The sequence below is a fragment of the Tritonibacter mobilis genome (genome assembly GCF_001681715.1).
In the GTDB taxonomy this organism is placed as follows: domain Bacteria; phylum Pseudomonadota; class Alphaproteobacteria; order Rhodobacterales; family Rhodobacteraceae; genus Epibacterium; species Epibacterium mobile.
The window spans coordinates 236,311-250,841 of record NZ_LNWY01000014.1 but is presented as its reverse complement, the minus strand read 5'-3'; the positions used below and the strand labels follow the sequence as shown (position 1 = coordinate 250,841).

At 59.3% G+C, this 14,531-nt stretch carries 11 protein-coding genes; 9 read left to right on the top strand and 2 right to left on the bottom strand.

The annotated features are described in order from the left end of the window. Nucleotides 1-112: 112 nt before the first annotated feature. Nucleotides 113-2,278 (bottom strand): phosphoribosylformylglycinamidine synthase subunit PurL, encoded by a 2,166-nt coding sequence (gene purL / locus UB90_RS14785; protein ID WP_065323979.1) that lies wholly within the window; start codon nt 2,276-2,278, stop codon nt 113-115. Nucleotides 2,279-2,749: 471 nt separating this feature from the next. Next, nucleotides 2,750-3,655 carry a LysR family transcriptional regulator gene (locus UB90_RS14780; RefSeq protein WP_005612069.1) on the bottom strand — a complete coding sequence of 302 codons (906 nt, stop codon included), beginning with the start codon at nt 3,653-3,655 and terminating at the stop codon, nt 2,750-2,752. 168 nt (nt 3,656-3,823) lie between these two features. On the opposite strand from UB90_RS14780, the gene UB90_RS14775 reads away from it, so the two are divergent. The 9 genes from UB90_RS14775 to UB90_RS14735 all read left to right on the top strand — a co-directional run bounded on the left by UB90_RS14775 (nt 3,824) and on the right by UB90_RS14735 (nt 14,475). Next, nucleotides 3,824-7,243 carry an indolepyruvate ferredoxin oxidoreductase family protein gene (locus UB90_RS14775; RefSeq protein WP_065323980.1) on the top strand — a complete coding sequence of 1,140 codons (3,420 nt, stop codon included), beginning with the start codon at nt 3,824-3,826 and terminating at the stop codon, nt 7,241-7,243. Between the two features lie 139 nt (nt 7,244-7,382). Then, a complete protein-coding gene (locus UB90_RS14770; protein ID WP_065323981.1) occupies nt 7,383-8,261 on the top strand; it encodes a lysophospholipid acyltransferase family protein in 879 nt (292 codons plus the stop codon). A 30-nt stretch (nt 8,262-8,291) separates the two neighbouring features. After that, nucleotides 8,292-9,101 carry a glutamate racemase gene (locus tag UB90_RS14765; RefSeq protein WP_065323982.1) on the top strand — a complete coding sequence of 270 codons (810 nt, stop codon included), beginning with the start codon at nt 8,292-8,294 and terminating at the stop codon, nt 9,099-9,101. 85 nt (nt 9,102-9,186) lie between these two features. Then, nucleotides 9,187-10,215: an N-acetyl-gamma-glutamyl-phosphate reductase gene (gene argC, locus UB90_RS14760; RefSeq protein ID WP_065323983.1), complete on the top strand. Its 1,029-nt coding sequence runs from the start codon at nt 9,187-9,189 to the stop codon at nt 10,213-10,215. 13 nt (nt 10,216-10,228) lie between these two features. Then, nucleotides 10,229-10,672, top strand: a complete 444-nt coding sequence (gene ccmE / locus UB90_RS14755) for a cytochrome c maturation protein CcmE (RefSeq protein WP_065323984.1) — start codon at nt 10,229-10,231, stop codon at nt 10,670-10,672. A 143-nt stretch (nt 10,673-10,815) separates the two neighbouring features. Further along, nucleotides 10,816-11,424 (top strand): holin-associated N-acetylmuramidase, encoded by a 609-nt coding sequence (locus UB90_RS14750; protein ID WP_065323985.1) that lies wholly within the window; start codon nt 10,816-10,818, stop codon nt 11,422-11,424. A gap of 10 nt (nt 11,425-11,434) precedes the next feature. Beyond that, nucleotides 11,435-11,971: a holin family protein gene (locus tag UB90_RS14745; protein ID WP_065323986.1), complete on the top strand. Its 537-nt coding sequence runs from the start codon at nt 11,435-11,437 to the stop codon at nt 11,969-11,971. 75 nt (nt 11,972-12,046) lie between these two features. Next, complete coding sequence (locus UB90_RS14740) at nt 12,047-14,011, top strand: heme lyase CcmF/NrfE family subunit (RefSeq protein WP_009178976.1); 1,965 nt, start codon at nt 12,047-12,049, stop codon at nt 14,009-14,011. Next, nucleotides 14,008-14,475, top strand: a complete 468-nt coding sequence (locus tag UB90_RS14735) for a cytochrome c-type biogenesis protein (protein WP_065323987.1) — start codon at nt 14,008-14,010, stop codon at nt 14,473-14,475. Before UB90_RS14740 ends, UB90_RS14735 begins: the two co-directional genes overlap by 4 nt. Nucleotides 14,476-14,531 lie beyond the last annotated feature (56 nt).

The following is a 14,531-nucleotide window of genomic DNA, read 5'->3' as shown; positions in this document are numbered from 1 at the left end:
AACACAGTTGGGCCCGGCACCGCGCGGGCGCGGTGCCGGGCCCAAGGCCGCCAAGGGGGCTTAGCAACAGCTAAGGCACCTGCGGGCGCGGGAGTTTCCCCGCTCTTTTACTTCAGGCGACGGCTTCGGCAAAGCTCGTGCGGAAGATCTGGCTCAGCTCTTCGAGCGTGGCCTCGGAGCCGCCGACTTTGACCGTGTCACCGGTGAACTTCCCAACCGTTTCCAGCGGCACACCTGCCTGGCCCGCAGCAATCATCAGTGCCTCGGCCTGATCAAAATTGCAGGCCACGAGGTAGCGCGCCTGATCCTCACCAAAGAGGCTCGGGGTGTCGCTTGCGTCAATCTGCACGCCCACACCGGCAGCTTCGGCCATCTCAAACGCAGCCAAAACAAGCCCGCCATCACTGATGTCGGTGCAGGCCTTGATGAAATCGCGGTTGTTGCGGATGAATTCGCCATTGCGTTTTTCGGCCTCCAGATCCACCGCAGGCGCATCGCCATCTTCGCGGTTGAAGACCTCGTGCAGCAGCGCCGACTGGCCGAGGTGACCGGTGGTTTCGCCCACCAGCAGCAGCACGTGACCGTCGCGGGCCTCGCCAAGGATCGGCTCTTCGCCCGCCGCAACCAGACCCACCGCACCAATGGTGGGGGTGGGCAGGATCGCCTGGCCGTCGGTCTCATTATAAAGAGAGACGTTGCCCGAAACGATCGGCATATCCAGCGCCGAGACGGCCTCGCCGATGCCTTTGAGTGCGCCGACAAACTGGCCCATGATCTCGGGTTTTTCGGGGTTGCCGAAATTGAGGTTATCGGTGGTCGCCAGAGGCTTGGCCCCAACGGCGCAGAGGTTGCGATAGGCCTCAGCCACCGCCTGTTTGCCGCCCTCAATCGGGTTCGCCTTGACGTAACGCGGGGTCACGTCAGAGGTAAACGCCAGTTTTTTGTCGGTGCCATGCACGCGGACCATGCCGCCACCGAGACCCGGACGACGCGCGGTGTCGCCCATCACGGTGGTGTCATATTGCTCATAGACCCACTGTTTGCCGGCGTAGTTGGGGCTGGAGATCAGCGCCTTCAGGCCATCGATGGGATCAATGGTCGGCACATCCGCATCCGTAAGCGCTTCTGGGGCCTCGACCTCAATCCATGGGCGGTCGTATTCCGGCGCGGAGGAGGAGAGTTTTGACAGCGGTAGGTCGGCTTTGACCTCGCCGTTGTGCATAATGAGGAAGCGGTCTTCGGCAATGGTTTCGCCCACGATGGCAAAATCCAGATCCCATTTCTCAAAGACGGCTTTGGCTTCGGCCTCAAGCTCGGGCTTCAGCACCATCAGCATGCGCTCTTGCGACTCCGACAACATCATCTCGTAGGCGGTCATATCGACTTCGCGCTGCGGGACCTTTTCCAGATCCAGTCGCACGCCAAGGCCACCCTTGTCGCCCATTTCCACGGCGGAGCAGGTCAGACCCGCCGCGCCCATGTCCTGAATGGAGATCACGGCACCGGTCTGCATCAGCTCCAGCGTCGCTTCCATCAGGCGTTTTTCGGTGAAAGGGTCGCCGACCTGAACGGTGGGGCGCTTTTCCTCGATGGTGTCGTCGAATTCTGCCGACGCCATGGTCGCACCACCAACCCCGTCGCGGCCGGTCTTGGCACCGAGGTATACAACCGGCATGCCCACACCAGAGGCGGCGGAATAGAAGATCATGTCGGTTTTGACGAGGCCCGCCGCAAAGGCGTTCACCAGACAGTTGCCATTGTAGGCGGGGTGAAAGCGCACTTCGCCGCCGACACAAGGCACACCAAAACAGTTGCCGTAGCCGCCGACGCCCTCAACCACACCGTTTACCAACTGGCGGGTCTTGTGATGCGCAGGCTCACCAAAGGAGAGCGAGTTCATCGACGCGATAGGCCGCGCACCCATGGTGAAGACATCACGCAAAATGCCGCCAACACCGGTGGCGGCACCTTGATAGGGCTCGATGTAGGAGGGGTGGTTGTGGCTTTCCATCTTGAAGACGACCGCGTCGCCATCACCGATGTCCACGATACCGGCGTTTTCACCGGGGCCACAGATCACCTGCGGGCCGGAGGTCGGCAGAGTACGCAGCCATTTCTTCGATGATTTATAGGAACAGTGCTCGTTCCACATGGCGGAGAAAATGCCGAGCTCGGTGAAGGTCGGCTCGCGGCCAATGATCTCAAGGATCAGATCGTACTCATCGGGTTTCAGTCCGTGGTTTTCGATCACTTCAGGCGTAATGGCTGGTTCCTGCATGGCGCTAGATGGCCCCCCGGGTCGCTTCATGTTGTCGGCCTTTTAGAGCAACGCCCGCGGCGGGGGAAGGGGGCATCATCGACGTGCAGAAAATGCCCGTTCCTTGGGCAAATCCTGCACCGCTTGCCTGAACATAGGGCATCGCGCCTGTGTCGTTCTGCAATTCCTGCGAGGTTGGCGTTTTTGTCTGGCGCAGACCGTGCGCGCACGACAAACAAGGACAAAAGCCACGCAGTCGTCACATGCTCTGGTCAAACAGGCGGCAGACAAAGGGCCAAAAAAAAGGCCGAGCACTAAGCTCGGCCGTAGTCCAACAGGGAGGTATGAAGTGCGGCGCTTGCCGCGTCTCCATGAGGGTCATTTAGGGTGCCTGCTGCGCTGCCGCAAGTGTTTTGAAACACATGTTAACTCAAGCCTGCCATGCACTATATGCATAGCTTTTGCGCGCCACGCATATAATGCAGCTGAGAGTTATATTTTACCCAGTTCTTTCATGTGCTTACGGTGGGCGATGATCTCGTTCTGCACAAAATCACGGAAGGCGGAAACCCGCTGCGAATGGCGCAACTCTTCTGGGTAGGCGAGATAGACGGGCACGCCATTGGTATCCTCATTGGGCAGGACCTGCACCAGATCGGGGAAATCCTCTGTCACATAGTCTGGCAACACCCCGATCCCAAGATCCTGCAACACCCCCTGCAACACGCCGAAGTAGTTGTTCACCGTGAGCATGGATTTTGGGTTATGCGTCATCAGCTTTTGCACCATGACCGCAGCGGACCCAACTTGCGCGGACCGCAGACTCTGACAGATCAGGCGGTGGTCGCAGATTTCCTCGATGGTTTCCGGCCAGCCGAATTTATCAATATAGCCGCGCGACGCATAAAGGCGCATCTGAACGGTCATCAGCCGTTTGCGGATCAGGTCGGCCTGGCTTGGCTCTTTCATACGGATGGCGACATCGGCTTCGCGCATCGGCAGGTCGAGCACCCGTTCCTCGAGCATCAGGTCGATCTTGAGGTTGGGGTATTGTTCATAGAGTTTGATCAGCCGTGGTGCGAGCCACAATGTGCCAAAGCCCGTGGTGGTGGTCACGCGCAATTCGCCAAACACGCCTTCTTCGCTGTCGCGAATCCGTGCGGAGGCGGTTTCCAGACGTTTTGCCATCGTTTTGGTGGCGTCAAACAGCAGTTCACCCTGCTCGGTCAGAATCAACCCGCGGGCGTGTCTGTGAAAGAGAGTTGCGTTCAAACTCTCCTCAAGGCCCCGAATTTGCCGAGAAACGGCAGATTGGGACAGATTTAGCCGGTCGCCCGCATGGGTCAGACTGCCTGCGTCCGCAACCGCGTGAAAGATCCTGAGCTTGTCCCAATCCATTGTTTTTACTCTTTCTGCCTCTTTGCCTCAAACTACATGATGATGAGGCTAAGTTTCAAACCTTACCGGAGTCTGACACCGAAACTTTAAACAATCTGATATACAGGTCAGCACTTATGACCTATTATCTGGTCAAAATGCTAGCAAGTCATGGTTGAGGAGGACCGGATGAGCACGCAAAAGATCTCGCTCAATGACCGTTATGATCTGGAAAAGACGCCAATTTTGCTAAACGGGACTCAGGCGCTGGTGCGTTTGATGTTGATGCAAAAGGCCCGTGATGTGGCTGCGGGGCTGAACACGGCTGGTTTGGTCACCGGGTATCGCGGCTCGCCGCTTGGTGCGGTGGATATGCACATGAAGCGCGCAGAGAAACTGCTGACGCAATCTGACGTGACGTTCCAATACGGTCTGAACGAGGATCTTGCCGTCACCGCGCTCTGGGGGGCGCAGCAGGCGGAAATCCGCGGTGAGGGCAAATACGACGGCGTCTTTGGTCTGTGGTACGGCAAGGGGCCGGGGGTCGACCGCTCAGGCGATGCGCTGCGCCATGCCAATATGGCGGGGTCATCGAAACACGGCGGCGTATTGGTTGCCATGGGCGACGACCACACCGGTGAAAGCTCCACCGTGTTGCATCAATCCGAATGGTCCTTGCTGGATTGCTACCTGCCGATTGTCAGCCCCGCAGGTGTACAAGAAATTCTGGACTACGGCATCTATGGTTATGCTTTATCACGGTTTTCCGGCCTATGGGTTGGCCTCAAGACGATGAAGGATACGATTGAGGTCACGTCCGTGGTGGATGGCGATCCGAACCGGATTGCGCTGAAGACACCGGACATCGACCTGCCCGCCGATGGTTTGAACATCCGCCTTGACGATGACCGCTTTCGTCAGGAAGACCGTATTATCGACCATAAACGGTTCGCGGCTGAGGCCTTCAGCCACGCCAATAAGATGGACAAACGGGTCTGGGGTAAACCCGGTGCCAAGATTGGTTTTGTCGCCGCCGGTAAGAACTGGCTGGATTTGGTTCATGCGCTAAGCCTTTTGAATATCGATGAAAACATGGCCGAGCGTCTGGGCATCACCACGTATAAAGTGGGTCAGACATGGCCGATGGATATGAAGGGCTTTAACGCTTGGGCTGAGGGGTTGGACCTGATCGTGGTGGTCGAGGAAAAGCGCAAGCTGATCGAGATCCAGATCAAGGAAGCCATCTTTGACGACCGGCGCGGCCGCCGGGTTTATGGCTGGTACAAGGGCGGTGCGGGTACCATGCACCGCGAGGAGCTGTTTCCAACAAAATACGCGCTCGATCCGATCATGATTGCCGAAAAACTGGGCAATATCCTGATCGAAGAAGGCCGCGACGCCGAGGCGATCCGCGCGGGTCTGGCGCAGCTCGATGATGCGAGACGGGCTGACAATGCCGAGGAAATCGCCGCGCGTCTGCCGTATTTCTGTTCCGGCTGTCCGCATAACTCCTCCACCAAACTGCCTGAAGGCTCGCGCGCTTATGCGGGCATCGGCTGTCATTTTATGGTGCAGTGGATGGACCGCGAAACCGTGGGCTTTACCCATATGGGCGGTGAGGGTGCCAACTGGATTGGTGAGGCGCCGTTTTCCAAAAGAAACCATGTGTTTCAGAACCTTGGCGACGGAACTTACAACCACTCTGGGGTGATGGCGATCCGCGCAGCACTCGCTGAAGGCACAAATATCACCTATAAGATCCTCTATAATGATGCGGTGGCGATGACCGGCGGCCAGCAAGCCGAAGGGGGCCTCACGGCACACCAGATCGCGCATGAATTGACCGCGATGGGGGTGAAGACCATTGCCGTGGTCTATGACGAAAAAGAAGACGTGGACGCCAAGCTGTTCCCAAGCGGCATGCGGATGCATGAACGAGCGGACCTGATGAAGGTTCAGCGTGAGTTTGAGGATGTGGAGGGCGTTTCGGCGATTATCTACATCCAGACCTGCGCCGCAGAAAAACGTCGCCGCCGCAAAAAGGGCCTGTTCCCGGACCCGGATCAACGGGTGTTCATCAACTCTGACGTCTGCGAGGGCTGCGGCGATTGCGGCGTGCAATCCAACTGCGTCTCCATCGTGCCAAAAGAGACTGAACTGGGCCGCAAACGGGCGATTGATCAATCCAGCTGCAACAAGGATTTCTCTTGCTTCAACGGGTTTTGCCCGTCGTTCCTCAGTATTGAGGGCGCCAAGATCAAGAAGAGCGCAACCGCCAGTCTGGAGCTGCCGGATCTGCCCGAGCCGCAACTGCCCGAAATCCATGGCACCCATAACGTCGTCATCACCGGCGTTGGTGGCACTGGCGTGGTAACCATCGGCGCAGTGCTGGCGCAGGCGGCGCAGATTGACGGCAAGGGTGCGGGCATGATGGAAATGGCGGGGCTCGCCCAGAAGGGTGGCGCAGTGCATATCCATTGCCGCCTCGCCAACCGTCCCGAAGACATCAGCGCCATCCGCGTGGCCACCGGCGAGGCGCATGCGCTGATCGGCGGTGATCTGGTGGTGAGCGCGGGGGCCAAGACCCTTGGCCTGACCTCCACCGGGCGCACCGGTGCGGTGGTCAACAGCCATGAAATCATCACCGGGGAATTCACCCGAAATACCGATTTCTCCTTGCCAAGCGATAGGTTGCAGGTCGCCCTTCAGGCACGATTGCGGGACCGGGTGGACCTGTTCGATGCATCGGAATTGGCGCGTGTCAGCATGGGAGATTCGATTTTCTCCAACATGATGGTCTTTGGCGCGGCGTGGCAGCGGGGTCTGATCCCGGTGAGCTTTGATGCGATCAAGCAGGCCATTGAACTTAACGGTGCGGCGGTTGAGAAAAACCTGCGTGCCTTTGATATTGGTCGCTGGGCGGTGCTTTATCCGGAGGATGCTGCACGCCTCTTGACGCCCAGCGTGGTGCAACTGCCAAAATCGCTTGATGATAAGATCGCCTATCGCCGCGCACGCTTGGTGGAATACCAAGGCAAGCGGTTGGTGAAACGCTACGACAAGCTGCTGAGCGGTATCTCTGATGTGCGGCTAAAGGAAGCTGTAGCAAAGGGTTATCACAAACTCCTGACCTATAAGGACGAGTATGAGGTTGCGCGACTTTTGCTGAGCAGTCGGGAAAAAGCCGAAGCGGAGTTTGAGGGCGATTTGAAGATTTCCTACAATCTCGCACCGCCTATCTTGGGTGGCAAGGATGCCAGTGGTCGCCCCAAGAAGCGCAAATTTGGCCCAAGCACGGAGCGGCTGTTCCGTATCCTCGCCAAGCTTAAGTCCCTGCGCGGCACGCCGCTTGATCCCTTTGGCTACACAGCCGAGCGCAAGATGGAGCGCGCACTCATCAAGCAATATGAGGCCGACATGAAAGCGTGGCTGCCCAAGGCTGAGAGGGTCGATAGGGACGCGCTTGTCGCCTTGGCAGAGCTGCCGCTACAGATCCGCGGCTTTGGCCCTGTAAAGCGAAAGAGCGAACAGCAAGCCGCCAAACGGCGCGAGGAATTGCTGATCGCGCTCAAACAGGGGCCAGATGCACTAAAATCAGCCGCTGAATAAGGCAGGATACGCCACTCAGGTTTTGAGCGAATGTCATGAATGTGTTACCAAGGCTGGGCTAAATGCGCGCCCAGCCTTAGGCAGGCTGAGGCCTGTCATTCAGGCGTAATATTCTTGTCTTTACGGAGATCACAAAGACATGCTTGAGCGTCGCCATATCGCGCGCGATATCTCGTATTCCCACTCCGCCGAGACGCGGCCGGGTCGGATCATGATCCGACTGATGGAAAACACCACCGGTCGTTTGCGGCTGATAAAGCGCGCCAAGGGTTATGATTCTGAGGTGGCCTCGGGGCGCAGTTTTTGGGACGTGATCGTCGAACGCTACGGTCTCAGCCTTGATGTGGTGGGTGGCAGTCTCGACAATATCCCGCGCGACAGGGCGGTGATCCTGATTGCAAACCACCCCTACGGTATCCTTGATGGGCTGATGATGGGGCATATCCTGTCGCGCACGCGGGGCGATTTTCGCATTCTGGCGCATCAGGTGTTTCGCAAGGCTGAGGATCTGAACAAAGCGATCCTGCCGATCGATTTTGCCGAAACCAAAGAGGCGATGAAGGTCAATCTGCAGACCCGCAAGGACGCGCTGGAGTATCTGGGGCAGGGTGGCGCGATTGGAATCTTTCCGGGCGGCACAGTCTCTACGGCGTCCAAACCCTTTGCCCACCCGATGGATCCGGGCTGGCGCGGCTTTACCGCGCGGATGGTTGCCAAATCCGATGCGGTTGTGGTGCCTTTGTATTTTGACGGCCATACCTCGCGGCTGTTCCAGATTGCCTCGCATCTGCATTACACGCTGCGTATGGGGCTTCTGATCAAGGAGTTTCGAAAGCGCGTTGGCACCCCGGTCCGGGTGGTAGTCGGCGACCCGATTGGCCGTGATGTGTTGGACCCGCTGGCCAAGGACTCCAAAGCAATGATGGATTTCCTGCGCAAAGCCACGTATGAGCTGTCTCCAACACCGCTCAAATCCTATGACTACGGGTTTGAGTTCGAAGAAAAACACCGGGCCTGAACGGGTCCGCACACCCAAAGGCAGTGTGACATGGCAGTTGGTATTTTTGATTCCGGTCTAGGTGGTCTCACGGTTCTGGATGCGGCGCAAAAGCGCCTGCCGGACGTGGATTTCCTCTACTATGGCGACAACAGCCACGCGCCTTATGGGGTGCGCGATGCCGAAGATATCTATCAGCTGACCCACAAGGCCGTGCATGACATGTGGGATCGCGGTTGCAATCTGGTGATCCTTGCCTGCAACACCGCCTCGGCGGCGGCCCTGCGGCGGATGCAAGAGGCCGGCGTGCCCGAGGGCAAGCGGGTGCTTGGCGTGTTTGTGCCCTTGATCGAGGCGCTGACCGAACGCCAGTGGGGCGACAATTCGCCCCCGCGTGAGGTGGCCGTGAAACATGTGGCGCTGTTTGCAACCCCCGCCACCGTGGCAAGCCGCGCGTTCCAGCGCGAGCTGGCGTTCCGCGCCATCGGCGTCGACGTCGAAGCGCAGGCCTGTGGTGGCGTCGTGGATGCCATCGAGGACGGCGACATGATCCTCGCTGAGGCGCTGGTCAAAAGCCACGTCGACGCGCTGTTGCGCAAGATGCCCCGTCCCGAGGCGGCGATTCTGGGCTGCACCCATTATCCGCTGATGGAGGACATCTTTCAAAAGGCGCTGGGGCCGGATGTGCAGGTGTTCAGCCAGGGCCGTCTGGTGGCCGACAGCCTCGCGCATTATCTGGAGCGTCGTCCCGAGATGATCGGTGGCGGTGCCGCAGGCTATCTGACCACCGGGAATGCCGGACGTGTCAGCAGCCGCGCGACGCAGTTCTTGCGACGAGAAATCACTTTTGAAGCGGCCTGAGGGATTATACCCTCACGTCCAACTTGATTTCCTGTCTGCGACTGACGCAGGCCCTACTGACACATGAACAATTCGAGGTCTCGACATGACCCATAACGTGGCAATCCTTGGTGCGTCCGGCTACACCGGCGCAGAGCTGATCCGGCTGATTTCTCAGCACCCGAACATCACCATCAAAGCGCTCGCCGCCGAGCGCAAGGCAGGCATGGAGATGGCAGATGTGTTCCCGCATCTGCGTCACCTTTCGCTGCCAACCCTTTGCAAGATCGACGAAATCGACTTCTCACAGATCGATCTGTGTTTCTGTGCGCTGCCGCATAAGACCAGCCAGGAGGTGATCGCCAAACTGCCCGGTGATCTGAAAATCGTCGATCTATCGGCGGATTTCCGGCTGCGCGACCCTGACGCCTATCAAAAATGGTATGGCAACCCGCATGCGGCGCTGGAGCAGCAAAAAGAAGCGGTCTATGGCCTCACCGAATTCTACCGCGACGAGATCAGATCGGCGCGGCTGGTGGCGGGCACCGGCTGCAACGCCGCAACCGGGCAGTTCGCCTTGCGGCCGCTGATCGCGGCGGGCGTCATTGATCTGGATGAGATCATTCTGGATATGAAATGCGCAGTCTCCGGCGCCGGGCGGGCGCTCAAGGAAAACCTGCTGCACGCGGAACTGAGCGAGGGCTACAACGCCTATGCCATTGGCGGCACCCACCGACATCAGGGCGAGTTCGATCAGGAATTCTCTCTGCTGGCGGGGCGTCCCGTGCAGGTTCAATTCACACCGCATCTGCTGCCCGTGAACCGGGGGATCTTGGCGACCACCTATGTCAAAGGCGATGCGCAAAAGATCTATGAGACCTTTGCGAAGGCCTATGCCGATGAGCCCTTTGTCGAGCTGCTGCCCTTTGGCGAGGCCCCCTCGACCCACCATGTGCGCGGCTCGAACTTCGTTCATATCGGGGTGACGGGGGATCGCATCGACGGGCGGGCAATTGTCATCGTGGCGCTTGATAACCTGACAAAAGGTAGCAGCGGTCAGGCCTTGCAGAATGCGAACCTGATGTTAGGTGAAGAGGAAACAGCCGGGCTGATGATGGCACCGCTGTTCCCTTGAACAAGAGGTCCAGATGAAGTCCCTGAAGAAGCAGCGGCGAATCCAGATCATAGCGCTTGCGACCGTGGCCCTAATCGGGTCCACGGCGCTCATCGGATATGCGATGCGCGATGGCATCAACTACTTCCGTTCGCCCAGTCAGGTGATGGAGACGCCGCCCGATCCGACCGAGACCTTTCGCATCGGCGGTTTGGTCGAAGAAGGCAGCCTGCAACGCGGTCAAGGTGAGGCGGTGCTGTTTTCCGTGACCGATGGCGGGGCCAGCGTGCCGGTGACATTCACCGGGGTGTTGCCGGATCTGTTTGAGGAAAACCAGGGCATGGTGGGCACCGGGCGTTATATCAACGGTGTCTTCGAAGCCTCTGAAATCCTTGCAAAACATGATGAAACCTACATGCCCAAAGAAGTGGTGGATGCCCTGAAGGAACAGGGTGTCTACCGCGAAGACGAGAGCTGATTTTCTCGATGCATGCCTCTGGTTTTATAACGCGTCCGGCGGTCTTCGCACGGGCGCGTTGCGTATCTGGCGCACGCCGACCGCACCTGTTCTCAAGGCCCCAATGCTAGTCTTCCTGCCAGTTCCCGATTGGAGGATCTTGCATGGATGTCGCAAAAATCACCCGAGAGATTGTCGCCCGTGAAGGCGGCTATGTGAATGACCCCGACGATCCCGGCGGGGCGACCAAACATGGCGTGACTATTCACACGCTGCGCCGGCTTGGCCTTGATCTGACCGGTGACGGCGCGGTGGATCGGCGTGACGTCAAGGCGCTGGATCGCGCGCAAGCCGAAGAGATTTTCCTGCGCGAATACTTCCGCCGCCCGCGTCTGCATCTGCTGCCAGAGCCGCTTCAGGCCAGCGTCTTTGACATGCATGTCAACGCGGGCGCCAACGCGGTGCGCATCCTGCAAGAGCTGTTGTGCGAGATGGGCTATGACCTGCGGGTTGATGGCGCCATGGGGCCGCAGACGGCCAAGGCGGCGCAGGCCGCAGGGCAAGTCAATATGGAGGCGTTGGTCAATGCCTATGGGATTGCGCGCCGGAACTACTACTTTGATCTTGCGGATCGCCGCCCACGCAGCCGCAAATATGCCCGCACCCGGGCGGGCGGCAAGGGCGGCTGGATTCGTCGCGCCGAAGACTTCATCGCGCCGCGCTATCACATGACCTCGGCAGAGTTTCAGTCCCGCACAGCGCATTGGTCGTGAAGGAGGTTTCATGTTTTCAACACTTTGGGAGATGCTCTTTGGCAATCGGCGCAATGTGATCCGCGAGACCGCAGAGGTCTTTCGCGAAAACAGCGAACAGGCGGCGGTGCGGGCGCATGACCTGCAAGGCGCAGCGCTGGCGCAGTTCGCAGCCGAATTTACAGGGCAGAGAAGCGGCTTTGATCGCTTTATGGATGGGGTCAACCGTCTGCCGCGCCCGATGCTGGCGCTGGGGACGCTGGGGCTGATGGTGGCGGCGATGGTGGACCCGCTGTGGTTTGCGGCCCGCATGCAGGGCGTGGCCCTAGTGCCCGAACCCCTTTGGTGGCTCTTGGGGATCGTGGTGTCGTTTTATTTTGGCGCGCGCAGTCAGGCCAAGACACAAGCCTTTCAAGAAGGCATCGCACGCAGCCTTGCGCGGGTGCCGCAGGCGGTTGAGAATATCGAGCAGTTGAAAACAGTCGCGCGGTCTTCTGATAAGAAAAGAGAAAACGACAGTGCTGATAATCCCGCGCTCGTGGAATGGCATCAAAATCGCGGTGCATGAAGCCCACCCCCTGCGGCGCGGGGACGCGGGCGAATGTGATTGGCGATGATCTGAGAGACGGATATAGAAGCAGGTATGATTACAGAGCTCGGTCACTTCGCCCTTATCCTAGCCTTCATGATCGCCATCGTTCAGATGGTCGTGCCCCTGATTGGCGCGCACAACCGCTGGCCCGGATGGATGGCTGTCGCAGAACCCGCCGCGCAGGCGCAGTTCCTGTTTACCGCCTTTTCCTTTGGCGCGTTGATGTGGGCCTTTGTAACCTCGGATTTCTCGGTGCGGCTTGTTGCGCTCAACAGCCATTCCGCCAAACCCATGCTCTACAAAATTTCCGGCACATGGGGGAACCACGAGGGCTCCATGTTGCTGTGGGTGCTGATTGTGAGCCTCTTTGGCGCCACGGCCTCGGTGTTTGGCGGAGGCTTGCCGCCGACGCTGAAGGCGCGCGTGCTAAGTGTGCAGGCAGCGATTGGCGTGGCGTTTTTCGGCTTTATCCTGTTTACGTCCAACCCGTTCCTGCGGCTGGTAAATCCACCATTTGACGGGCAGGATCTGAACCCGCTGCTGCAAGATCCGGGCCTCGCCTTCCATCCACCATTTCTATACCTCGGCTATGTGGGCCTCTCGATGGCGTTTTCCTTCGCGGTCGCGGCCTTGATCGAGGGGCGTGTTGATGCGGCATGGGGGCGCTGGGTGCGGCCTTGGACCTTGGCGGCGTGGATCTTCCTGACCATCGGCATCGCGCTGGGATCGTGGTGGGCCTATTATGAACTCGGCTGGGGGGGCTTCTGGTTCTGGGATCCGGTCGAGAACGCTTCCTTCATGCCGTGGCTCTTGGCGGCGGCCCTGCTGCATTCGGCCATCGTGGTGGAAAAGCGCGAGAGCCTGAAGAGCTGGACGATCCTCTTGGCGATCCTCGCCTTTGGGTTCTCGCTGATCGGGACATTTATTGTCCGCTCCGGTCTGCTGACCTCGGTGCATGCCTTCGCCAATGACCCGGAGCGCGGCGTGGTGATCCTTGCGATCCTTGCTGTTTTCACCGGCGGCGCGCTCTTGCTCTTTGCACTGCGCGCGCAGGCGATGGAGGCCAAGGGTGTCTTCTCCATGGTGAGCCGCGAAAGCGCGCTGGTGGCCAATAACCTGCTTCTGGCGGTGAGCTGCTTTGTGGTCTTTGTTGGCACGCTTTGGCCAGTGGTGGCCGAGATGGCGTTTGACCGCAAACTTTCTGTTGGTGCGCCGTTCTTTGATGCGGCTTTCCCACCCTTCATGGTGGCGCTTGGGGTGCTGTTGCCGATTGGTGCGATGCTGCCGTGGAAACGGGGCAAAGGGGCCAAGACGCTCTGGACCCTGCGCTACGGGATTGCGCTGGCGCTGGCGGTTGCCGGGCTGGCGTGGACGATGCAAACCGAAAAGAGCCTGCTTGGCCCGGTTGGCGCGATGCTTGGTGCGTGGATCGTCAGCGGAGCGGCAACGGATCTGTTGCAGCGGGCAGGGCGCTCTGATCGCCTGTCGCGCCTGATGCGTCTGCCGCGCGCGGATTGGGGTAAGGCCGTCGCCCATGCGGGGCTTGGTGTGACCATCTTTGCAATCGCGGGACTCACAGCATGGCAGACCGAGGACATCCGTGTCGCCAACCTGAATGAACCCTTCCGTGTTGGCTCTTACGATATGGTGCTGACCTCGGTCGAAGAGGGGCGAGGCCCCAATTATTTTACCACTATGGGCGTGGTTGAGGTATCGCGAAACGGCAGCAAGGTGGCCACTCTGCGGCCTGAAAAGCGGGTCTACCCAGTGGCGCAGATGCCCACCACCGAGGCGGCGATTGATTACCGGTTCACCCGTGATCTTTATGTGGTGTTGGGCGATGCGCAGGACAGCGGCGGCTTCACCATGCGCACCTATATCAAACCCTTTGCCAACTGGATCTGGGGGGGCTGTCTCCTGATGGCGCTTGGCGGGTTGCTAAGCCTCTCAGATCGCCGGTTCCGCGTCGCCGCCGGTGTACGCAAAGCCCCCGCACGGGGAGTGCCCGCCGAATGATACGTTTCATCAAGGCAAGTCTTGCAATCCTGCTCCTTAGCCTGTCGCCTGCATACGCGGTGCAGCCGGATGAGGTGCTGGAGGATCCGGTGCTGGAAGAGCGCGCACGCTCCCTCTCGGAAGGGCTGCGCTGTCTTGTGTGTCGTAATGAAAGCATCGATGAATCCAACGCCGATCTGGCTCGCGACCTGCGCCTGTTGGTGCGCGAGCGTCTGGTGGCGGGAGACAGCGACGAAGAGGCCGTAGATTTCATCGTTGATCGCTACGGCGAATATGTGCTGTTGAAACCGACGGTGCGCGGGGCCAACTGGATTCTCTGGGCGGCGGGACCGATGATGCTGGTGCTGGCGCTGCTGATCGCACTTTTATATCTGCGCAAACGCGCCACGGCGGCGGGCGGGGCAGAGTCCAACGGCCTGACAGAGGACGAAGAGGCGCGCCTCAAGGAAATCCTCAAGGACTGACATCTGATAGCGGGACGCGGGCGGATTGCCTCGATCGGCACACTTTGCTAAAGAGA